The 20,996-nt window shown below is 42.1% G+C and carries 19 protein-coding genes; 2 read left to right on the top strand and 17 right to left on the bottom strand.

The genetic code is table 11. The features are described 5' to 3' along the window. Positions 1 to 2 precede the first annotated feature (2 nt). The 4 genes from aroB to HT728_RS01315 are packed head-to-tail and all read right to left on the bottom strand — an operon-like array spanning position 3 to position 3,770. Entirely contained in the window at positions 3 to 1,070 is a 1,068-nt protein-coding gene (aroB, locus tag HT728_RS01330) for a 3-dehydroquinate synthase (protein WP_173233369.1), read from the bottom strand. A gap of 18 nt (positions 1,071 to 1,088) precedes the next feature. Then, complete coding sequence (locus HT728_RS01325; protein ID WP_173233366.1) at positions 1,089 to 1,943, bottom strand: shikimate dehydrogenase; 855 nt, start codon at positions 1,941 to 1,943, stop codon at positions 1,089 to 1,091. Continuing rightward, positions 1,933 to 2,610: a type I 3-dehydroquinate dehydratase gene (aroD, locus tag HT728_RS01320; protein WP_173233364.1), complete on the bottom strand. Its 678-nt coding sequence runs from the start codon at positions 2,608 to 2,610 to the stop codon at positions 1,933 to 1,935. Before aroD ends, HT728_RS01325 begins: the two co-directional genes overlap by 11 nt. Continuing rightward, positions 2,607 to 3,770 (bottom strand): class I SAM-dependent rRNA methyltransferase, encoded by a 1,164-nt coding sequence (locus tag HT728_RS01315; protein ID WP_173233362.1) that lies wholly within the window; start codon positions 3,768 to 3,770, stop codon positions 2,607 to 2,609. The genes aroD and HT728_RS01315 overlap by 4 nt, the downstream gene beginning before the upstream one ends. A 149-nt stretch (positions 3,771 to 3,919) precedes the next feature. On the opposite strand from HT728_RS01315, the gene HT728_RS01310 reads away from it, so the two are divergent. Continuing rightward, positions 3,920 to 6,037, top strand: a complete 2,118-nt coding sequence (locus HT728_RS01310; RefSeq protein ID WP_173233425.1) for an LTA synthase family protein — start codon at positions 3,920 to 3,922, stop codon at positions 6,035 to 6,037. 223 nt (positions 6,038 to 6,260) lie between these two features. On the opposite strand, the gene HT728_RS10755 is transcribed toward HT728_RS01310, so the two are convergent. The 3 genes from HT728_RS10755 to HT728_RS01300 form a co-directional block, all read right to left on the bottom strand. Continuing rightward, positions 6,261 to 6,521: a hypothetical protein gene (locus HT728_RS10755; protein WP_316043869.1), complete on the bottom strand. Its 261-nt coding sequence runs from the start codon at positions 6,519 to 6,521 to the stop codon at positions 6,261 to 6,263. Positions 6,522 to 6,592: 71 nt separating this feature from the next. Beyond that, on the bottom strand, positions 6,593 to 8,227 hold the full coding sequence (locus HT728_RS01305; RefSeq protein WP_112444099.1) for a hypothetical protein: 1,635 nt from the start codon (positions 8,225 to 8,227) through the stop codon (positions 6,593 to 6,595). After that, the gene (locus HT728_RS01300; protein ID WP_173214098.1) at positions 8,208 to 8,957 is read right to left on the bottom strand and encodes an ABC transporter ATP-binding protein; all 750 of its coding nucleotides are present in this window, start codon (positions 8,955 to 8,957) and stop codon (positions 8,208 to 8,210) included. Before HT728_RS01300 ends, HT728_RS01305 begins: the two co-directional genes overlap by 20 nt. Positions 8,958 to 9,136: 179 nt before the next feature. Here HT728_RS01300 and HT728_RS01295 point away from each other — a divergent pair, with 179 nt between their 5' ends. After that, on the top strand, positions 9,137 to 10,591 hold the full coding sequence (locus HT728_RS01295; protein WP_112444103.1) for an alpha-amylase: 1,455 nt from the start codon (positions 9,137 to 9,139) through the stop codon (positions 10,589 to 10,591). An 89-nt stretch (positions 10,592 to 10,680) separates the two neighbouring features. Here the strand turns inward: HT728_RS01295 and alaS are convergent, their stop codons facing one another. From alaS to budA, 10 genes are all read right to left on the bottom strand, one after another. Next, entirely contained in the window at positions 10,681 to 13,299 is a 2,619-nt protein-coding gene (gene alaS, locus HT728_RS01290; protein ID WP_112444107.1) for an alanine--tRNA ligase, read from the bottom strand. A gap of 21 nt (positions 13,300 to 13,320) precedes the next feature. Next, positions 13,321 to 13,806 (bottom strand): LURP-one-related/scramblase family protein, encoded by a 486-nt coding sequence (locus tag HT728_RS01285; RefSeq protein WP_173233360.1) that lies wholly within the window; start codon positions 13,804 to 13,806, stop codon positions 13,321 to 13,323. A gap of 274 nt (positions 13,807 to 14,080) precedes the next feature. Next, on the bottom strand, positions 14,081 to 14,332 hold the full coding sequence (locus tag HT728_RS01280) for a hypothetical protein (protein ID WP_173233358.1): 252 nt from the start codon (positions 14,330 to 14,332) through the stop codon (positions 14,081 to 14,083). Positions 14,333 to 14,472: 140 nt separating this feature from the next. Then, on the bottom strand, positions 14,473 to 15,543 hold the full coding sequence (locus HT728_RS01275; protein ID WP_000737952.1) for an ABC transporter substrate-binding protein: 1,071 nt from the start codon (positions 15,541 to 15,543) through the stop codon (positions 14,473 to 14,475). Next, positions 15,540 to 16,313 carry an ABC transporter permease subunit gene (locus HT728_RS01270; RefSeq protein WP_000712740.1) on the bottom strand — a complete coding sequence of 258 codons (774 nt, stop codon included), beginning with the start codon at positions 16,311 to 16,313 and terminating at the stop codon, positions 15,540 to 15,542. Before HT728_RS01270 ends, HT728_RS01275 begins: the two co-directional genes overlap by 4 nt. Beyond that, positions 16,310 to 17,116 (bottom strand): ABC transporter permease, encoded by an 807-nt coding sequence (locus HT728_RS01265; protein WP_000753801.1) that lies wholly within the window; start codon positions 17,114 to 17,116, stop codon positions 16,310 to 16,312. The genes HT728_RS01270 and HT728_RS01265 overlap by 4 nt, the downstream gene beginning before the upstream one ends. Further along, positions 17,097 to 18,254 (bottom strand): ABC transporter ATP-binding protein, encoded by a 1,158-nt coding sequence (locus HT728_RS01260; RefSeq protein WP_173233355.1) that lies wholly within the window; start codon positions 18,252 to 18,254, stop codon positions 17,097 to 17,099. Before HT728_RS01260 ends, HT728_RS01265 begins: the two co-directional genes overlap by 20 nt. Before the next feature lie 159 nt (positions 18,255 to 18,413). Beyond that, a complete protein-coding gene (murB, locus tag HT728_RS01255) occupies positions 18,414 to 19,319 on the bottom strand; it encodes a UDP-N-acetylmuramate dehydrogenase (RefSeq protein ID WP_173233353.1) in 906 nt (301 codons plus the stop codon). Between the two features lie 113 nt (positions 19,320 to 19,432). Then, a complete protein-coding gene (locus HT728_RS01250) occupies positions 19,433 to 20,185 on the bottom strand; it encodes a YhfC family glutamic-type intramembrane protease (protein ID WP_173233351.1) in 753 nt (250 codons plus the stop codon). A gap of 9 nt (positions 20,186 to 20,194) precedes the next feature. Next, entirely contained in the window at positions 20,195 to 20,926 is a 732-nt protein-coding gene (gene budA, locus HT728_RS01245; RefSeq protein ID WP_000360295.1) for an acetolactate decarboxylase, read from the bottom strand. Positions 20,927 to 20,996: the final 70 nt, after the last annotated feature.

Below are 20,996 nucleotides of genomic sequence, written 5' to 3'. Positions count from 1 at the left end.
CCTTATTTTACCAAGTAGTCTTTCATCTCTTCCAGAGAAACTGGGTGAATAGTCGCTGAACCAAGCTCTGGTACCAAGACCAATTTCAAGGTATTGCCACGCGCTTTCTTATCATGAGTCAAAGCCTGATAAAGCTTGTCAACATCCCAGTTTTCATAGTCAACAGGTAGTCCAAATTTCTGACACATAGCTGTAATAGACTGGGTTATCCCTTCTGGCATAAGGCCTTTTCCCTCAGCTACCTTGGAAATCTGTACCATTCCCATAGCTACAGCCTCTCCATGCATGACCTTGCCATAACCGGCAGTCGCTTCGATGGCATGGCCAATAGTGTGGCCAAAATTGAGGTAAAGGCGAACACCATTGTCCAACTCATCCTCAACCACCATCTTGCGCTTGACCTGACAAGAATGTTCAATCAAAGTCTCCGCATGTTCCAGAATGCTCTCTACAGTACCATCCAGCTCCGTCAAGAGAGCCCACAGTTCTGGATCCTCAATCAAGCCATACTTGATAACCTCACCCATCCCTTCAATCAACTCTCTTTTTCCAAGCGTTTCAAGAACAAGTGGGTCAATCAAAACCCCATCTGGTTGGGCAAAAGTTCCTACCATATTCTTGGCAAATGGAGTGTTAACACCCGTCTTTCCACCAATAGAAGAATCCACCTGGGCTGTTAAGCTAGTCGGTATCTGAACAAAATGAATGCCCCGCATATAGGTAGAGGCTACAAAACCAGCCAAGTCCCCAACGACACCACCACCGAGAGCCACGATTCCATCGCTACGAGTCAACCCCTGCTTAACTAGGAATTCATAGACTTTCTGAACAGTGGTTAAATTCTTTCTTTCTTCCCCTTCTAAAAAGTCAAAAACAGCTACCTGAAAACCAGCATCTTCTAGGCTGAGCTTGACCTTCTCTGCATAAAGAGAAGCTACATGGTTATCTGTCACAATGACTACCTTTTGTGGTTGCCAGAGTTCTCGCAACCATTGACCAGCCTGAGCCAGACAACCTTTTTCAATCTGAATATCATAAGGATGATGAGGAATATCGATTCTGATTTTCATAGGAGAATCTCCTTTTCTTTATTGGTATTTTTCTGTTAAAGACTGCCAAATCTCTTCTGTTGGCATTTCCTTGCCTGTCCACAGTTGAAAAGCTTCTGCAGCTTGATAGAGCAACATTCCCAGACCATTAACCGCTGGTTTGCCCTGACTTCTGGCCCATTTTAAAAATGGCGTTTCAAAGGGTTGATAAATAATATCTGCCACCAAGATAGTTTCTGGCAAATTGATGCTTTCAGGAACTGGGGATGATTGACCATCCATGCCCACACTGGTGGCATTGACCAGTAAATCCGACTCAGCAATCCTTGCTTGCAGTTTAGGAACATCTTCTAAAGCGTACAAGTCCACTTTAAAGCCTGTTTGCTCCTGTAACTTGTCTAGGTAAGGTCTTGTTTTTTCCATAGAAACTGAACGAACAAAGACCGAAATCTGACTGACGCCGTCCAAAATAGCTTGTGCCAAGATAGACTTGGCCGCACCACCTGCACCCAGCAGGGTCATCTTCTTACCTGTAATTGTAAAAGAAGGCAAGCTCTTAAAAAATCCCTTGCCATCTGTATTATATCCAATTAAATTGCCATTCTCATTGACAACCGTATTAACCGCACCAATCAAGCGCGCTTCATCGCTCAATTCATCTAAATAAGAAATCACCTGCTCCTTATAGGGCATGGACAGGTTGATGCCAAACATCTGGTAGCGACGAATATTGGCCACTGTGACTTCCAAGTCAGCCGCTTCAATCTCCCAAGCCACGTAAGCACCATTGGTAGCTGTCGCCTCAAAGGCCCTATTGTGGATGAAGGGAGAAATAGAGTGCTTAATAGGATTGGCAACAACTGCAGCTAAACGTGTATAGCCATCAAGCTTCATCCAAAATCTCCCTGATTTTTTTCATGTTAGCTAGAGAAATCTGACCAGGGGCACTAGCCTCATCCAGACTAGCAAAGGACCAGCTAGAACCTGTCACATCCGCAGTGATACGAGAGACCTTGCCCACCTTGCCCATAGAAATAGTTACATACTCCTGTTCAGGATTGAGGGTTTTAAAGCCTCGTGTATAGTTCATCAAGTCTAAGACATCCTGCTCCGTGTGAGCCATAGCCGCAACTTTAACAAGTTTTGGATTTAAGCTCGTCAACTCTGACAAGATTTCCATCATGTTCTCAGGTGTTTCTTGGAAATTATGGTAACTCAAAACGAGATTTGGGAAGTCCAGCATTTCCTCAAAAACATCCTTGTAGCTATAGTATTCAAAATCAATATAGTCTGGTTGATAGAGTTGCGCCACTTCCTTGATTAGATGGATATATTCTTCTGGAGAAAGGTCGATTTCTCCCCCTTCAGAACGAGTTCTCAGCGTGAAAACCAACTCACGACCTGCGAATTTTTCAAAAATAGCTGGAGCCACCTGCAAAATCGCTTCCTTAGGCAGATAGTCGGCACGCCATTCAATGATGTCGGCATCCAGATACCTCGTGGCATCCAGAGCCTGGGCCTCCTCTAAACTTCTTGGCATTACTGAAACGATCAATTTCATTTACTAACCTTCATACTAATCACCTTGAGGTAATTACTACTTTCATCTTTTTTATTATAGGCGAAATCTGCTGGAAGACCATATTTATTTAAAATCTGATAACTTCTTCCTGCAAAGCCTTTATCAATTTGTTCTGTAAATTTCTGACGGGAAACATTGGCAGCATTGGTACTGGCAATAATAATACCGCCCGGATTTAAAATCTCAAGACTCTGAGAGATCAACTTGTGATAATCCTTGGCCACAGAGAACGTTTGTTTTTTGTTCCGAGCAAAGCTAGGCGGATCTAGGACAATGACATCGTAGGTCAAGCCTTTTCGTTTGGCATATTTGAAATATTCAAAGACATCCATGACTATAAAACGATGGTCGTCTGTGGTGATTCCATTTGCCTGAAAATGCGCTTGAGACAATTCTCGTGAACGTTTAGCTAGGTCAACAGAAGTTGTCTGGCTAGCTCCTCCCATAGCTGCAGCTACTGAAAAGGCTGCTGTGTAGGAAAACATATTGAGCAAGGATTTACCCATAGACAATCCATCCACTAAACTACCGCGAACTTCATGCTGGTCTAGGAAAATCCCTGTCATCAAGCCATCGTTCATAAAGACTTGATACAGAACACCATTTTCCAAAACAGTGAAAAAGTCAGGTGCTTCTTGACCATAAACATGGGCAGATTCATAGTCCAAACCCTTAAAGCGAATCTTCTCATAGGCTCCTAAAACCTCAGGAAAAACCTGTCTAAAAGCTTCTGAGATTGTCTGACGAATCTGATAAACATAAGAGTTATACCAAGAAAAGACGGCATAGTCGCCATAAAGGTCCACTGTCAGACCGCCAAAGCCATCTCCCTCTTGGTTGAAGAGACGAAAGGCAGTTGTCAATTCATCTTGATAGTAGGCGCTTCTCTTTTCTTTAGCTTGTCTAAACAGCGTTTCAAAGAAAGCTTGATTGAAGGCCACCTTGTCCTTACTAACAAACCAGCCCAAGCCCTTGTTTTGCTGGGAAAGGTAGACAGTACCAAGAAAGGTTCCATCTTGACTATGGACTTCTACTTCCTGATCCTTGAGATTGACATTCTCAAGATCACTGGCTTCTAGTAAAACTAGCCCCTTAGCGAGCTTCTTTTCAAGCCTTTTGCTGACTCTTATTCTATTCATAACTACCATTATATCAAACTTTTAGCCAATTCTCAAAAAAGAAACTACCCTTGCTTTTTTACTCTTCTTTTAAAAAATGGTATACTAATACTAATAAAAAATTAGGAAGTAAATGTGTGAAAAGCAATTTTAACAAAATCCAAAAAGCCATGGGTACCAGACTGGGTTTTGTCCTAACCCTTTTAATCCTCTATTGGCTCAAAACCTTATTAGCCTATGCCGTTGACTTTAATTTAGATATTCAAGTGGGCAAGTTGCAGGGAAATTACCTTGCCTTTATCGCCTTTTTCAATCCCCTTCCTTTGGGGCTACTCCTGCTGGCTCTAGCCCTCTATGCTCGCTCAACCAAGATTTTTTATGGCCTGAGTATAGCTATTTATAGCCTTTTATTCATTTGGCTTTATTCCAATGTCTTTTACTATCGAGAATTTAGCGACTTTATCACGGCTAATACCATGAAGGTGGTCAGCAAGGTGTCTGTTGGTACTGCAGAACTAGAGTTACTGCGCTTTTGGGATTTCATCTATTTTATGGATTTCCCATTGCTGGCTTTCCTTTTCTATAAAAAATTCATCCAGCTGGATAGGAGACCTTTCAAATTCCGCTCAAGTGTTGCTATCACTGCACTCTCAGCCCTGCTCTTTTCTGCTAATCTTTTCTTGGCTGAAATTGAGCGTCCCGATCTCCTGTCGCGAGGATTTTCTAATTATTATATTGTTCGTGCCCTTAGTTTGCCCGCCTTTTTAGGTTATAGTGCCAATCAATCCTATAGCGCCAACAAAGAACGTGCTAAGGCCTCTGAGACCGACCTTCAACCTATTACAGATTATATTCAAGAACATTCGGCTAAGCCCAATCCAGACTATTTCGGCTTAGCCAAAGGGAAAAATGTGATTTATCTCCACTTGGAGAGCTTCCAGCAGTTCCTGCTTGACTATAAACTCAACATAGATGGAACTGAGCATGAAGTCACTCCCTTCCTCAACTCCCTCTACCATTCGCAATCAACCCTAGCCTTTTCGAATATCTTTAACCAAGTCAAGGCTGGGAAGACCTCAGATGCGGAAACCATGCTGGAAACTGGTTTGTTTGGACTTGACCAAGGTTCCTTCATGGTCAACTATGGAGGTACCAATACCCAGCAAGCTGCGCCTTTTATCCTATCAAAAAACGGCTACCAATCAAGTGCTGTCTTTCACGGCAATATCGGGACCTTCTGGAACCGAAATACGACCTACAAGCAATGGGGCTACCAATACTTCTTTGATGCTTCCTACTTCACCAAGCAAGACAGTAGCAACTCTTTCCAATATGGTTTAAATGATAAAATCATGATGAAAGATTCTATTCAGTATCTGGAGCATTTACAGCAACCTTTTTATGCTAAGTATATCACGGTGTCCAATCACTATCCCTATGCTAGCAATCTGACAGGCGATGAGCTTGGTTTCCCCTTGGCTAAAACCAAAGATGAAACCATCAATGGCTACTTCCAAACAGCTAACTATCTGGACAGTGCTATCAAGGCCTTCTTTGACTATCTCAAAGAAAGTGGCCTCTATGAAAAATCCATCATCGTCATCTACGGAGACCATTATGGGATTTCCAACTCCCGCAATCCTGAGCTGGCACCCTTGATTGGCAAGACTTCTGAGAACTGGTCGAATTACGACAATGCCATGTTGCAACGAGTGCCTTTTATGGTGGTCATGCCTGGCTATGAAAAAGGACAAATCATCAATACCTACGGTGGACAAATCGATATCTTACCAACTCTCGAACACCTCCTTGGTATTGAGTCCAATTCCTTCCTTCAAGTCGGCCAAGACCTCCTATCACCAGACCACCAAGAAATCGTTGCCTTTCGAACTGCCAATTCCTTCGTCACACCAAAATATACCAACTACGACGGACGAACCTACTATACTGAAAGCGGTCTTGAAATCAGCAATCTTGATGAACAAGCTCAGACCGAACTGGAAAGCGTTCGACAGGCAGCCAGTCAACAGCTGAAAATCAGCGACCAGATTCAAACTGGCGATTTGATACGTTTTTACCAAAAAGATCATCTTGGAAAAGTTGATACTGAAAGTATTTCTTACCTCAATTCTTTACCAATTCTTCAAAAGATTGAGCAGGAAAAAGGTAGTCAATCAAACAGTCTCTTTAGCCAACGACAAGGTAAGACCAGTACTGACCTTTTCAAGGCACCAAGTTACCAAGAACTCCATCCCGAGTCGGCCGAAACCGAATCAAAATCACAATAAAAGATGCTCTTCCATCGTGGAGGAGCATTTCTTTTTATAAAATAAAATTCAATGAAAATCAAATAACAAACTAAGAAACTAACCTGTAAGATTGTAGGTAGAGAGGTTGTACCTGCAATATATGTCTGTCAAGTTTAGTGACGAAGATAGTAGAAGAAATATTAGGATATAAATCAGCTTCAGCAGGTATCTGGAAAATTTGATTTTATAGAAAAGCCTTTTGTTACAAACTAAATATACTATCAATAAATAATATTATAGAAGCAACAATAATTAAAATTTCACCTATTTGCATCATTCTATTTCGAACTTTAAATATATGTTCTATCAAAAATACTTGGATCACACACATTATAGGAATGAACGTTTTTGAAATTGAAAAATATCCCAATAAATAAACTATAAACAACAATAATAGAACTAGATTATATTTCTTATTCAAAACATTCCTCCCTATATATTTTTGATTACCAATCTTAATCATTTACAACTACATTCTAACAAACTATAAAAGCGTTTGTCGAATTAAATTTATCAAGCAAGCGACCAACTATCTCATCTTTTTTCTATTTCTGCCAATATGCGTGACAGGTAGTAATGATAGCCAAAAATAGCAAGACCAAGCAAGAGGATAAGAGCTCCTACTCCCAAGCTAATGGCAAGGATAGGGGAGAGAGACCGAACCAAGAATAAGCTCCCTATTACAAGGGCCATTAAGATAACACTATAAATTAAGAGTAAAACTATTGCTACTATACGATTTGAACGGTTCACCAGGTCCGTAATGTTACTCCAATTGGTTGACAGATTTTTAACGTCCTTAAGGTAATGGTGGCAAGAAAGGATGACACTTGCAAAGATCCAGGCCACAATAAGGTAAATCATCGAAAGGATGGGCAAGCCTAGATATAGAGAAAGACCAAGTAAAGTCAGGACTGGTAAAAAGGACTGGACAGCAAATATAATCCAAAATTTCACTTTCACATAACGAGCAAAGTCAAAGGGTAAACTCTTAAGAAAATCAACATTTTCTCTCTCCAAGGACAAGGCAATTGAATGCAGGCTGGTGATATTGTTATTGACAACTGCTATAAACACTCCTACAAAAAACAAGGGTAACCAGTATGGAGGATGAATGTCTGGAACTATCTGAGAATCTCGGATTTTGGAAATCAGACCAATCATCATGAGATAAGGAAGGAAAGCACTTGTAAAAAGCACTGTAATCACGCCAGTCCCCTGTCCCAAGAGGGTGAGGTGGTAGCGTAAAACCATACGGAAAAATCCTTTTTTAGTAGTTGAAATTCTCTCCTTACTGCGACGTTCTTTCTTGACCTTCTCCTCACTGTTAAGCAGAATCACGTCATAAAAATGAGGAAGAACCTTCTTTTTGGTCAGGTAAAGTAAGAAGACAGTTAGAGTTATCCAAGCGAGCAGACCCAGTATGGCTTCTGTCGAAAAAGGCTCCACTGCTATTTTGTAAAAGATATGAAGAGGATAAAGGAGAAATGGAATGTCTCTAACTTTGTCAACAATACTTCCAAAAGTCGACTGTAGAAAGAGGACAAATATTAAAGGTATGAGAACTCCTATCCCAATCATCACATTCGAAAAAATAGACTGATACTTTCTGAAGACCCTAGTCTGAGCCAAGAAATGTACTGCCACTACCATCACTAAAGTAACAGAGACAAATAATAAGGCCAAGGACAGCAGCATCAAAGGCAAGCCCAGCCAAAGAGAAGGAGCTAGCCTAATATAGAGGACTAGAAAATAAGCTAGGATTGGTACAATTCCAGCTAGAGCTGGCAAGAGAACAGACAGTCCTTTAGCAATTATAATCTCTGATTCTTTAAAGGCATAGGGCCTATACGATGCCAAGTCCTTACTCTCATAAAAGACATTGTAAAATGCAGTGAAAGAAGTTGAAAAGGCAAGCACCAGTAAAATAGCAACCATGCTACTAAAAAAACTTGGTATTTCCTCAAAAGGAAAACGAAAGGCTATATTTATAAACATGAAAAGCATCAAGAGACTAGAAAAAATGTAAGAACTTAGGACTCTAGCGGAAACATTTACTTTTTTCTCAGGATTCTTAGCTTGCTTCTTTCGTAGGTTAGCCAGATTAGCTTCTTGAGATGAATAGAGGATATTGATATCAACTAATTTTTTAATGACCTTGAGACGCATCTGAAACCTCCTCTTTTCTACCAGCAAGGCTAAGATAGATACTTTCTAAAGACTGGTTTGGGTGGTCTTTTCTCAAGTCCTCTACGCTACCACAATAAATCAAATGCCCCTTTTTCAAAATGGCAATCCGATCACAGACTTGCTCTGCCACCTCTAGGACATGGGTTGAAAACAAGACTGTCTTGCCTTTTTGCGCATGCTCCTTCATCATTTGCTTCAAATCAAAGGCAGCCTGGGGATCCAAACCTGTCAAGGGTTCGTCCAAGACCCAAATATCGGGATCGGACAAGAGTGCTCCGATGACAAAGACTTTCTGACGCATTCCGTGAGAAAGGGTTTCAATAACCTGATAGCAGTTTTCAGCAAAATCAAAAACGTTCAATAGCCTAGCTAGACTAGCCTCCAAGTCAGAGCTGCTCAAATCATAGGATGAGGCAATCAATTCCCAAAATTCATTGGCCGTTAAGCGTAAAAATAAGTCAGGCGAGTCTGCAACGTAGCCAATCTTTCGTTTAATAGCCAAGCGATTTTCCGATAAATCCTGACCATCTACCAAAATACGACCACTGCTGGGCGAAATGATACTGACTAGGGATTTTATGGTAGTCGATTTTCCAGCACCGTTATGGCCAATCAAGCCCATAATCTCCCCATTTTCAATCTGCAAATTGAGATTGCTCAAAGCCTCTTTATCACCATACAACTTACTAACATTTTGAAATTCAATCATGGGATGACTCCTATCTTTATCTATATTACATACTATTATACTAGCACTTTGATACAAAAAAATCAACACTTTATTTTAAGTAGATACAATAGTTTCCTTCTATTCTTACGCAAACGTTTGCGCCAAGAGATACTTTATGATAGAATAAAGAACAAGATTGACAAGTAAGAGGAAACATCATGCAAAATCAAACACTCATGCAATACTTTGAATGGTATCTGCCCCACGACGGTCAGCACTGGACGCGTCTGGCTGAAGATGCTCCACACCTAGCTAATCTCGGTATCAGCCATGTCTGGATGCCACCAGCTTTCAAGGCTACCAATGAAAAAGATGTAGGCTATGGGGTCTATGACTTATTCGACCTAGGAGAGTTCAACCAAAAAGGGACAGTCCGTACCAAGTATGGTTTCAAAGAAGACTATCTTCAAGCCATTCAAGCCCTAAAAGCACAGGGAATTCAACCTATGGCCGATGTGGTGCTCAATCACAAGGCGGCGGCTGATCACATGGAAGCCTTTCAGGTCATCGAAGTGGATCCTGTAGACCGTACAGTCGAACTTGGAGAACCTTTCACCATCAATGGCTGGACTAGCTTTACCTTCGATGGTCGCCACGATACCTACAATGACTTCCACTGGCACTGGTACCACTTCACAGGTACTGACTATGATGCAAAACGCCGTAAGTCTGGGATTTATCTCATCCAAGGGGACAACAAGGGCTGGGCAAATGAGGAATTGGTCGATAACGAAAATGGTAACTACGACTACCTCATGTATGCCGACCTAGACTTTAAGCATCCTGAAGTTATCAAAAATATCTATGACTGGACTGACTGGTTCATGGAGACGACTGGTATTGCTGGTTTCCGTTTGGATGCCGTTAAGCACATTGACTCTTTCTTCATGAGCAATTTTATCCGCGATATGAAGGAAAAATACGGTGAGGATTTCTATGTTTTTGGTGAATTTTGGAATCCAGACAAGGAAGCCAATCTGGACTATCTTGAAAAAACGGAAGAACGCTTTGACCTTGTCGATGTTCGTCTCCACCAGAATCTCTTTGATGCTAGCCGAGCAGGTTCCAACTATGACCTTCGTGGTATTTTCACAGATAGCCTGGTTGAACTCAAGCCTGACAAGGCTGTGACTTTTGTCGACAACCACGATACACAACGAGGTCAGGCTCTTGAGTCTACCGTTGAAGAATGGTTTAAACCAGCAGCCTATGCCCTCATTCTGTTACGCCAAAATGGCCTTCCATGTGTCTTTTACGGAGACTACTATGGGATTTCAGGACAATATGCTCAACAAGATTTCAAAGAGGTCCTTGACCGCCTCCTAGCCATCCGAAAAGATTTGGCCTATGGAGAACAAAATGACTACTTTGATGATCCTAACTGTATCGGTTGGGTACGTTCAGGTGCTGAACATCAATCCCCAATCGCAGTCCTTATCTCAAATGACCAAGAAAACAGCAAATCAATGTTTGTCGGCCAAGAATGGGCTAACCAAACTTTCATAGATTTACTTGGAAACCACCAAGATCAAGTTACAATCGATGAGGAAGGTTATGGACAATTCCCAGTCTCAGCTAGATCCGTAAGTGTCTGGGCAGCCAATACAATCTAATAGTGCATAATAATCAAGCCAGGTCCAAACGGATTTGGCTTTTTTGCATTCACAAAAAGACCTACCCAAATGGATAGATCTTTACTTGATTACAATTTACCTGCTACTGCATCCAACAATTCTTGGATCTTAGCTTGGTTGCTTCCCCCTGCCATGGCCATGTCTGGTTTACCACCACCACGTCCATCGACGATTGGTGCTAATTCTTTGACAAGGTTTCCTGCATGAAGGTCTTTTGTCTTGCTTGCTACAAGGACATTGACTTTGTCACCGATAGCGGCAACTAGGACAAGAAGATCAGAGTAGTCTTTTTGTTTCCAGTTATCCGCAAAAGTACGAAGAGCACCGGCATCTGATACAGACACTTGACTAGCAATGTAACGGTGACCGTTGACTTCCTTAACATCCTTGAAGATGTCGCCTGCAGCTGCAGCTGCGGCTTTTTCTTTCAACTCAGCATTTTCTTTTTGCAATTGACGAAGTTGTTCTTGAAGTCCTTCTACTTTATGAGGTACTTCCTTGACTTGAGGTGCTTTCAAGGTTGCTGCGACAGCTTTAAGTGCGTCTTCTTGTTCACGATAGGCTTCAAAGGCTTCCTTACCAGTCACTGCTAAAATACGGCGAGTTCCTGATCCGATACCTTCTTCTTTGACTATCTTGAAGAGACCAATTTCAGAAGTGTTGCCAACGTGGGTACCACCACAAAGCTCGATAGAGTAGTCACCGATTGTAACAACACGGACTTCCTTGCCGTATTTCTCACCAAAGAGGGCCATCGCTCCCATTTCCTTGGCAGTGTCAATATCTGTTTCAACTGTCTTCACTTCAAGTGCTTCCCAGATTTTTTCATTGACTTGCTGTTCAATAGCACGCAATTCTTCTGCAGTTACTGCTTGGAAGTGGGTAAAGTCAAAGCGAAGGAATTCAACTTCGTTAAGAGATCCTGCTTGTGTCGCATGATTTCCAAGGATATTGTGAAGAGCAGCGTGAAGCAAGTGAGTCGCAGTGTGGTTTTTCATAACACGGTGACGACGATTTGTATCAATTGCCAAGGTATATTCTTGGTTCAAGGCAAGCAGTGCAAGGACTTCAACAGTGTGAAGAGCTTGTCCGTTTGGTGCTTTTTGAACATTAGTCACAGTAGCCACGACCTTACCTGACTCATCCAAGATTTGTCCGTGGTCAGCCACCTGTCCACCCATCTCAGCGTAGAATGGAGTTTCCGCAAAGATAAGAGAGGCAGTTCCTTCAGATACAGCTTCTACTTCTGCATTGTCAGCCACGATAGCTACCAATTTAGAAGACAATTGGCTAGCATTGTAGTTGAAGACACTTTCTACAGTGATGTTTTGGAGGGTTTCATTTTGCATACCCATTGAACCACCCTTGACAGCTGACGCACGCGCGCGTTCTTGCTGTTCTTTCATGGCTGCTTCAAAACCTTCACGGTCTACAGTCATACCAGCTTCTTCAGCGATTTCTTCAGTCAATTCAACTGGGAACCCATAAGTATCATAGAGTTTGAAGACATCTGAACCAGCAATGACAGATTGACCTTTTTCTTTCAAGTCTGCTACGATTCCTTGGGCAAAGTGTTGACCTGAGTGAAGGGTACGGGCAAATGACTCTTCCTCGCTCTTAACGATTTTTTCGATAAAGTCACGTTTTTCAAGCACTTCTGGGTAGTAGCTTTCCATGATTTTTCCAACGGTTGGAACGAGTTTGTAAAGGAAAGGCTCGTTGATACCCAATTTTTGACCATGCATAGACGCACGACGAAGGAGACGACGAAGGACATAACCACGACCTTCATTTCCTGGAAGGGCACCATCACCGATGGCAAATGACAAAGAACGAATGTGGTCTGCGATGACCTTGAAGTTCATGTTGTCGCCATCTTGGTCATAGACCTTACCAGACAATTTCTCTACTTCACGAATGATTGGCATGAAGAGGTCTGTTTCAAAGTTGGTCTTAGCCCCTTGGATAACGGCCACCAAACGCTCCAAACCAGCTCCCGTATCAATGTTCTTGTGTGGCAATTCCTTGTATTCGCTACGAGGAACAGCAGGGTCTGCGTTAAATTGTGATAAAACGATGTTCCAGATTTCGATATAACGGTCGTTTTCAATATCTTCTGCAAGCAGGCGAAGACCGATATTTTCTGGGTCAAAGGCTTCCCCACGGTCAAAGAAGATTTCTGTATCTGGTCCAGAAGGTCCCGCACCGATTTCCCAGAAGTTGTCCTCAATTGGAATCAAGTGACTTGGATCCACTCCCACTTCAATCCAGCGGTTGTATGAATCTTTATCAGCTGGATAGTAAGTCATGTAAAGTTTTTCAGCTGGGAAGTCAAACCACTCAGGGCTTGTCAAAAGCTCATAAGCCCAAGTGATCGCTTCGTCACGGAAGTAATCACCGATAGAGAAGTTCCCCAACATTTCAAACATGGTATGGTGACGTGCAGTCTTCCCTACGTTTTCGATGTCGTTGGTACGGATAGCCTTTTGCGCATTGGTAATACGTGGATTTTCTGGGATAATAGTCCCATCAAAGTATTTCTTAAGAGTTGCTACCCCAGAGTTAATCCACAAAAGAGTTGGGTCATTTACAGGAACCAAACTTACTGATGGTTCTACAGAGTGACCTTTGGTCGCCCAGAAGTCAAGCCACATTTGGCGTACTTGTGCACTAGATAGTTGTTTCATATTGTCTCCTTATTTACTTGTTTAATGTGATTGGCTTTCCAGCATTTCCACATAGTCAATCGCGACACAGAGAGAAATGACTAGGTCTGCATAAGCGTCCTCAAGGACTGTTACGTTATAGGTAGAGGTCAGATGGAAGAGTTCCTTTTTAATTTCTGCAATCAACTGATCGCGATCATCCAGCAATTTGAAATTCAAATCCCAGATATTGCCCTCGATACGAAGACCTAAATTATCAAACTCATACTTATCTCGCCAGACGGTCAACTTCTTCCGAATGACAAAACTCGAGCCATCCCGAAGCTGAATCTCAAAACGAGGAAGCAAGGTCAAGATTTCTTTACTGATTTGACTAACCTGTTCACCAGCCGCATCATAGATGGTAAAAGTTTTGGGAATCTTAAAAAATGATCCCTCCACCTGATAGGCGATTTCTCCCCTGTCGTCCTTGATAGCGAAGCGTTCGCCTCCAAGACGAAACTTTTGTTTGACAAGAAATGTTTTCATCAACACCTCCAAAAATCAAAAGACAAGCTCATATCACGAAGGGCGAAAAACCGCGGTACCACCTTCATTCAATGAACTTGTCATTCTCTTATTCTTATGCAATTGTTAAATTGAGTAGCATGATTTCCTAGCTTAGATGGCTTGCAGCACCGCCATTTCTCTGGACTAAGACAAGAGAAAATCAATTCTCAACTTTCTTATTATAACGTTTTTTTAAGCTTGCGTCAACTGGAAATCATCTTCGTTGAATCAGAGCAATTCTCTACATCTCAGATTACTTTTTCAGAATATATTTTTTCTTACTACTATCACTCTTTTTATCCCAACTTTTATCCCAAGTTTTCGAATTGCTAAATATAGCTACGCAAATATTTGCAAATATAAAGTTTCCTATCACCAAATATATAGACTCAGTTGTTAGGTATTGTCGATCCAAACCATCCTTTAGATAAAATAGTATATATGTTTGCTGAACAGTCAAAAAGGTTGGCCAGAAACTTTTTTTGAAAAAAGTAGACATTTTCATTATTTGTTACCGCTTTCTGTAAGGTTAAGCTTAGTATACTACTAGGCAAGCAACTATCATAGAAAAACATACAGTTACAAAAATTGCCTTCTATTAAAAAACGAACCAGCTTAACTGATTCGTTTTCTTACATTCTACTCCTACTTCCGATACATTTTAAATTGTAGGAAGAGGTCGCTATATTTGCCTGTCCATTTATGGTCAAATTTCTCATAAACTTCTAGGTGTTTCATGGTTTCAGCGTCTGGATAGAAGGCTTTGTCTTCTTTTTTCTCCTCTGGGAGCAATTCCTTAGCTGGTAGGTTTGGTGTTGAATAGCCAACATACTCTGCATTTTTGAGAGCATTTTCAGGTTTCAACATAAAATTGATAAAGGCATAGGCTGCATCTTGGTTTTTGACTGTTTTGGGAATGACCATATTGTCAAACCAAAGGTTGCTGGCCTCAGTCGGAACCACATAGCGTAGATTTTCGTTTTTTTCTAGCATTTGGCTGGCTTCACCAGAGAAGGTCACGCCGATAGCAGCATTGTTCTGAATCATGTAGCCCTTCATCTCGTCAGCAACGATAGCCTTGATATTTGGAGTGAGCTTGTAAAGCTTGTCCACTGTCTCTTCCAACTGCTGGGTATCCTTGGAGTTGAGGCTGTAGCCTAGCGAATTGAGTCCTAGTCCCAGTACCTCACGTGCCCCATCAAAGAGCATGATAGAGTTCTTATACTCTGGCTTCCAGAGGTCATCCCAATGCTCAGGCGCCTCATCTACCATGGTTTCATTGTAAACAATTCCTAAGGTACCCCAGAAGTAAGGGATGGAGAATTTATTGCCTGGGTCAAAGGACTGGTTGAGGAACTCTGGTCCGATATTTTCAAGACCTTCAAGTTTTGAATAGTCAAGCGGTACCAAGAGGTCTTCATCCTTCATCTTGTTAATCATGTATTCACTAGGAATGGCAATATCGTAGGTCGTTCCACCCTGCTTGATCTTGGTATACATGGCTTCGTTGGAATCAAAGGTCTCATACTGGACTTGGATTCCTGTTTCTTCTGTGAATTTCTCCAAGAGTTCTGGATCGATATAGTCACCCCAGTTGTAAATGACCAGTTTTTGACTATCTCGACTATTGATTTTACTATCTAGATGAGTCGCAATTCCCCATAAGACGAGGATAATGGCTACAATTCCTGCTAAAAATGAATAGAGTTTTTTCATGCTTGCTCCTCCTTCTCACGTGAGATAAAGTAATATCCAACCACTAGGATAATACTAAAGAGAAAGACAAGGGCAGACAGGGCATTGATTTCTAAGGAAATCCCCTTGCGAGCACGAGAGTAAATCTCGACTGACAGGGTTGAAAAGCCATTTCCCGTTACAAAGAAGGTCACAGCAAAGTCATCTAGCGAATAGGTGAAGGCCATGAAATAACCTGCAATGATAGACGGTGTCAGGTAAGGAAGCATGATTTCCTTGAACATCTGAAATTGACTGGCACCAAGGTCATAAGCCGCATGAATCATGTCCCCATTCATTTCCTTGAGTCGAGGCAAGACCATCAAGACCACGATAGGAATGGAGAAGGCCACGTGACTAGATAGAACGGTCAAAAAGCCAAGTGAAAACTTGAGTTGGGTAAAGAGAATCAAGAAGCTGGCACCAATCATAACGTCAGGCGCAACCATGAGGATATTATTGAGTGAAAGAAAGGCTTCTTGGTATTTCTTACGAGACTGGTAGATGTAAATAGCACCGAAAGTCCCGATAATGGTCGCAATCAAGGCTGACAGAAAGGCCAAGAAAAAGGTCTGAGTCACAATCAACATGAGACGACCATCGCCAAACATGGTTTTAAAATGGCTCAAACTAAAGCCTGTAAAGCTATTCATGTCGTTACCTGCATTAAAGGCATAGCCAATCAGGTAAAAAATGGGAAGATAGAGGACAAGAAAGACCAGTCCCAGATAAAGGTTAGCAAATTTTTTCATCGTTCTCTCCTTTCCTTGGTCACCCACATGGTGATGAACATGGTCAAGATGAGAATCACACCGATGGTTGAACCCATACCGTAGTTGTCATTGGTTAGGAAGTTCTGCTCAATGGCTGTCCCCAAGGTGATAACGCGGTTCCCACCAATCAAACGGGTCAGCATGAAAAGACTCAAACTGGGAATAAAAACCGATTGAACCCCACTTCGCACCCCATTCATCGATAGAGGGAAGATGACATGGCGGAAGGTCTCCCACTTAGTCGCACCGAGGTCGTAGCTGGCATTGATGAGGTTGTTATCCATATCATCCAAGACATTGAAAATGGGCAAAATCATAAAGGGAAGCTCGATATAGCTTGCGACAAAGATAAAGGAGAAATCGGTAAAGAGCAACTGCTGTGAACCGATTCCGATAAATTCCAAAAATTGGTTAATAGAGCCATTTTGACCAAAAATTCCGATAAAGGCATAGGCCTTAAGAAGAAGGTTGATCCAGGTAGGCAGAATAATCAGCATGAGCCAGAGTTGACGATGCTTGAGACGGGTTAAAAAGAGGGCTGTTGGATAGCTGATAAGTAGGGTTACAAAGGTCACAATCCCTGCATAGAGCACAGAGTTGAAGCTCATTTTGAGATAGGTCAAGTTTTGTGACGCAAAGTAAGATTTATAGTTTTCTAAACTGAACTGGCCTTCGATGTTGAAAAAGGATTGTCCAAAAATCAAGACCAAGGGTGCGAGTACAAAGAGGGCAATCCAAAGCATATAAGGCACTACAAAGAGTTTAGAGCTTGTTTTCTTCATCTCTTTCCTCCTCGATTGCATTGATCAGACCTGCTTCTTGCTCTTCGATTTCCACGTATTCTTCGATACGAGCATCGAATTCTTCTTCTGTTTCGTTGAGACGCATGATGTGGATGTCTTCTGGTTCAAAGTCCAGACCGATTTCCTCACCAACGATGGCCTTACGAGTTGAGTGGATCATCCATTCATTTCCGAGTTCGTCATAGGCGATAATCTCATAATGCACCCCACGGAAAAGTTGAGTATCGACCTTAACTTGGAGCTTGCCTTCTTCAGGAAGGGTAATCCGCAAGTCCTCTGGACGAATGACAACCTCGACTGGTTCATTTGGCTTCATCCCACCATCGACCGCTTCAAAGCGTTTGCCGTTAAACTCAACCAAGTAGTCCTCAATCATGGTACCTGGCAAGATATTTGACTCACCGATAAAGGTAGCAACAAAATGGTTAATTGGCTCATCGTAGATGTCTACAGGCGTTCCAGACTGGACAATCTCGCCATCATTTATGACAAAAATCCAGTCACTCATGGCAAGGGCTTCTTCCTGATCGTGTGTAACAAAGACAAAGGTAATGCCCAATCGTTGTTGTAGTTCACGCAGTTCGTACTGCATGTCTGTTCGCAATTTCAAATCCAGCGCTGACAGAGGCTCGTCCAACAAAACCACACGAGGTTGGTTGATGATGGCACGGGCAATAGCTACACGCTGACGTTGTCCTCCAGATAGTTTACGAATGGAACGTTTTTCGTAACCTTCCAACTGAACCATCTTGAGAACTTCCGCTACGCGTTTCTCGATTTCTTTCTTGTCAATCTTACGCAAGCGAAGTGGAAAAGCAACATTTTCAAACACATTCATATGTGGAAACAAGGCATAAGATTGGAAAACGGTATGGACGTCTCGCTTGTTGGTTGGGATGTCGTTGATACGAACACCGTCCAGTAAAATATCTCCAGTCGTCGCATCTAGCAAACCTGCAATGATGTTTAGGATAGTTGATTTCCCTGAACCAGATGCGCCTAGAAGGGTATAGAATTTCCCTTCTTCCAACTCAAAGTTGATGTCTTTGAGAACCTTGGTGTTGCTGTCTTCAAAAACCTTAGAGACGTTTTTGAATTCAATAATTGGTTTTTTCAATTGTCATTTATTCCTTCTTTTTCATAGATTAACAGATCAGGGCTCTGTCAGGCCGCCACTACCTCGTGTAGGAGATTGAACTGCCTACATTCTTCTGCACTAACGATAGGCTTTCACCCCCTTTCCATGACATAGCAGCAGCTTTTCAAATACAGCTTCTTACTTGTTTTCACCTAAAATACGGACTTCTCTTTCAAGCGTGATACCAGAGTGTTCCTTGACTTTTTCAATCACAGACTCAATTAAATCTTCATAGTCTTTAGCCGTTCCATCAGCGACATTGATCATAAATCCTGCGTGCTTTTCAGACACTTCTACGCCACCAATACGATAGCCTTTCAAGCCAGCTTCTGAAATTAACTGACCTGCAAAATGCCCGACTGGACGCTTAAAGACCGAGCCACAAGATGGGTATTCCAAAGGTTGCTTGAGTTCACGTAGGTGCGTCAAGCGGTCCATTTCCTGCTTGATAACCTGATGGGTTCCTGGGGCTAGGGCAAATTTAGCTGACAAGACAACTGCACCAGACTCCTGAATAGCTGAATGGCGGTAACCAAAAGCCAAGTCCTTGGCAGACAGGGTCTCGATTTCCCCATCCTTAGTCAAGACCTTACAAGACTGCAAGATGTGGGCAATCTCGCCACCATAGGCACCCGCATTCATAAAGACAGCACCGCCAACGCTTCCTGGAATGCCACAAGCAAACTCAAAGCCAGTCAAACTATGACGAAGCGCAATGCGAGTTGTTTCAATCAAGTTAGCACCAGCTTCTGCTTCAATGGTATAGCCATCAACTGAAACATTATTGAGCTTGTCACACAAGATAACAAATCCACGAATCCCACCATCACGAACGATAATGTTGCTGGCATTTCCAAGAACCATCCAAGGAATATTTTCTTGATTGGCAAATTTAACAACGCGAGCCAACTCAAAACGATTTCGTGGAAAGACCAAATAATCGGCCTCTCCACCTACTTTTGTATAACTATAGCTATGCAAGGGTTCCTTAAAACGGATATCAATTCCTTCTAAGATTTCAAGCATTTTTTCTCTTACAGACATGTCACTCTTCCTTTTACAAAATTCATTCCATTATACCATTTTTAGAGACATTTGACGACCATAAAAAGACCTTGTTTGGATTTTGCATAAGAAAAAGAGGTTTCCCCCTTTTATTATGATTTTTTACAAAAGATAGCCTTGGTTCCATAGGCAACCAGAACAAGTTCAAGTGCTAGGACAACTTCAACCAAGACTGGATTGGTCAACCAGCCAACTTGGACAAGAGATGGTGCCAGGTCAAAGAAGGCATGTAGTCCATAGGCCGCTAGGAGATAAATCCATTTCTTCTGGCGAACAGCTTGGTAAACCCAAACAGTCAAGAGTAATTGGAAACCTAGCGCCAAGATTCTCTCAAAACCAAGCAAATAAATCTGCCAGACTGATAGCGACTGGATAGTTTTCAACATATTTTCAGACAGTAATTTCATGACCTGTGGATCCTGCGTTTGAACTGCTGAGAGAACGAAGTAGAGATTAAGCAAACTAGTAAGACCTAGGAAAATCAACTCCAAGCCACCATGACCTAACCCATAAGCCAAGGCATCTGCCTTTTCCAAACTTCTCTTTTTCTCCAACCATTTGAAGAAAACAAGACGAGCTGTTTCCTCAAAAAATGCTGCCATGGCGAGGCCATAGATGATATAGACAAGCGGATGGTCTTGCAAGAGGGCAATACTACCATCTTTTTGAGGATGTAAAACCAAGATATGCACCAGTTTTTCTAAAATCTGTGTAGAGACAAAGAAAGCAACGGCACCCAAGCCCAAGACAGCTAGATTAATCTGGTATTTCTTTTTGGCATACCAAATGCTCCCAAACAGAAAAGCTAGCAACAGCACCATGGTAATGATAATATGAATGGTCATTTTCTTCTCCTATTCCGCCTTTTCAATATCTTTTTTCATCTCGTCAACATTGAACTTAGCAAACAAGTATTGACGATCTTGGACCGGGAAACGTTGATCCAATTGGTCAACAGCTCCCACCTCGATAATCCCTTCCTTGATGACAAAGTCCATGACATGCCCACCGAAGGTCAAATCATCTGAAATGAAGTGCAGATGGTAGCCTGCCACACTGACCCCATGGAAAATCTCAGGCGTCCAGAAACCAACAATGGTTCCTGCCACATTGTCACGACTATATTCAGGTTGATGGGTTGCGACATCAGCAAACTTGGTATCTGGTGTCGACTTAGGAATCATGCGCACATGCATATGCGAAAATTCCCCCCGAATCTTGATAGAGCGGAAAAGATTTTCCCCGTCATAATAAGACTCGATTCGCTCTTCCAATTCCTTGTCTGTCATCTCAAAGCGCTGGCGGAAAATGACCTCTGCCTGATGCGGTACCACTGCTGCGTAAGGAATAAGGGCATCTGGTGACACTTCTACAATTTCTGGCTGATCTCCTGATCCCTTAGCTTGATATGCCTTGCCATCTAAGACAATCAATTCTCCATCAATGGAATCCAAGGTTCCCAAACCAAGGTCACCATGTTCTAGCAATTCTCCTACTGTCATAGTACCACCATAAAGGCCTGCCATCAAGGCTCCAAGGGTATTGTATTGAAATAATTTCACTGGTTCCTGCACGTTCTTATCCATTCTCTTTCTTATCTGTTATACTCAATGAAAATCGAAGAACAAACTAGTAAGCGAGCCGCAGGTTGCTCAA

This window comes from Streptococcus sp. 544 (assembly GCF_013277385.1).
In the GTDB taxonomy this organism is placed as follows: Bacteria; Bacillota; Bacilli; order Lactobacillales; family Streptococcaceae; genus Streptococcus; species Streptococcus mitis_BA.
This window is presented reverse-complemented; position numbering and strand designations above follow the sequence as displayed.

Coding starts and splice junctions, on each gene's coding strand:
- aroB (WP_173233369.1), bottom strand. CDS start 1,070: ATGAAAATCAGAATCGATATTCCTCATCATCCTTATGATATTCAGATT.
- HT728_RS01325 (WP_173233366.1), bottom strand. CDS start 1,943: ATGAAGCTTGATGGCTATACACGTTTAGCTGCAGTTGTTGCCAATCCT.
- aroD (WP_173233364.1), bottom strand. CDS start 2,610: ATGAAATTGATCGTTTCAGTAATGCCAAGAAGTTTAGAGGAGGCCCAG.
- HT728_RS01315 (WP_173233362.1), bottom strand. CDS start 3,770: ATGAATAGAATAAGAGTCAGCAAAAGGCTTGAAAAGAAGCTCGCTAAG.
- HT728_RS01310 (WP_173233425.1), top strand. CDS start 3,920: ATGGGTACCAGACTGGGTTTTGTCCTAACCCTTTTAATCCTCTATTGG.
- HT728_RS10755 (WP_316043869.1), bottom strand. CDS start 6,521: ATGATTAAGATTGGTAATCAAAAATATATAGGGAGGAATGTTTTGAAT.
- HT728_RS01305 (WP_112444099.1), bottom strand. CDS start 8,227: ATGCGTCTCAAGGTCATTAAAAAATTAGTTGATATCAATATCCTCTAT.
- HT728_RS01300 (WP_173214098.1), bottom strand. CDS start 8,957: ATGATTGAATTTCAAAATGTTAGTAAGTTGTATGGTGATAAAGAGGCT.
- HT728_RS01295 (WP_112444103.1), top strand. CDS start 9,137: ATGCAAAATCAAACACTCATGCAATACTTTGAATGGTATCTGCCCCAC.
- alaS (WP_112444107.1), bottom strand. CDS start 13,299: ATGAAACAACTATCTAGTGCACAAGTACGCCAAATGTGGCTTGACTTC.
- HT728_RS01285 (WP_173233360.1), bottom strand. CDS start 13,806: ATGAAAACATTTCTTGTCAAACAAAAGTTTCGTCTTGGAGGCGAACGC.
- HT728_RS01280 (WP_173233358.1), bottom strand. CDS start 14,332: ATGAAAATGTCTACTTTTTTCAAAAAAAGTTTCTGGCCAACCTTTTTG.
- HT728_RS01275 (WP_000737952.1), bottom strand. CDS start 15,543: ATGAAAAAACTCTATTCATTTTTAGCAGGAATTGTAGCCATTATCCTC.
- HT728_RS01270 (WP_000712740.1), bottom strand. CDS start 16,313: ATGAAAAAATTTGCTAACCTTTATCTGGGACTGGTCTTTCTTGTCCTC.
- HT728_RS01265 (WP_000753801.1), bottom strand. CDS start 17,116: ATGAAGAAAACAAGCTCTAAACTCTTTGTAGTGCCTTATATGCTTTGG.
- murB (WP_173233353.1), bottom strand. CDS start 19,319: ATGTCTGTAAGAGAAAAAATGCTTGAAATCTTAGAAGGAATTGATATC.
- HT728_RS01250 (WP_173233351.1), bottom strand. CDS start 20,185: ATGACCATTCATATTATCATTACCATGGTGCTGTTGCTAGCTTTTCTG.
- budA (WP_000360295.1), bottom strand. CDS start 20,926: ATGGATAAGAACGTGCAGGAACCAGTGAAATTATTTCAATACAATACC.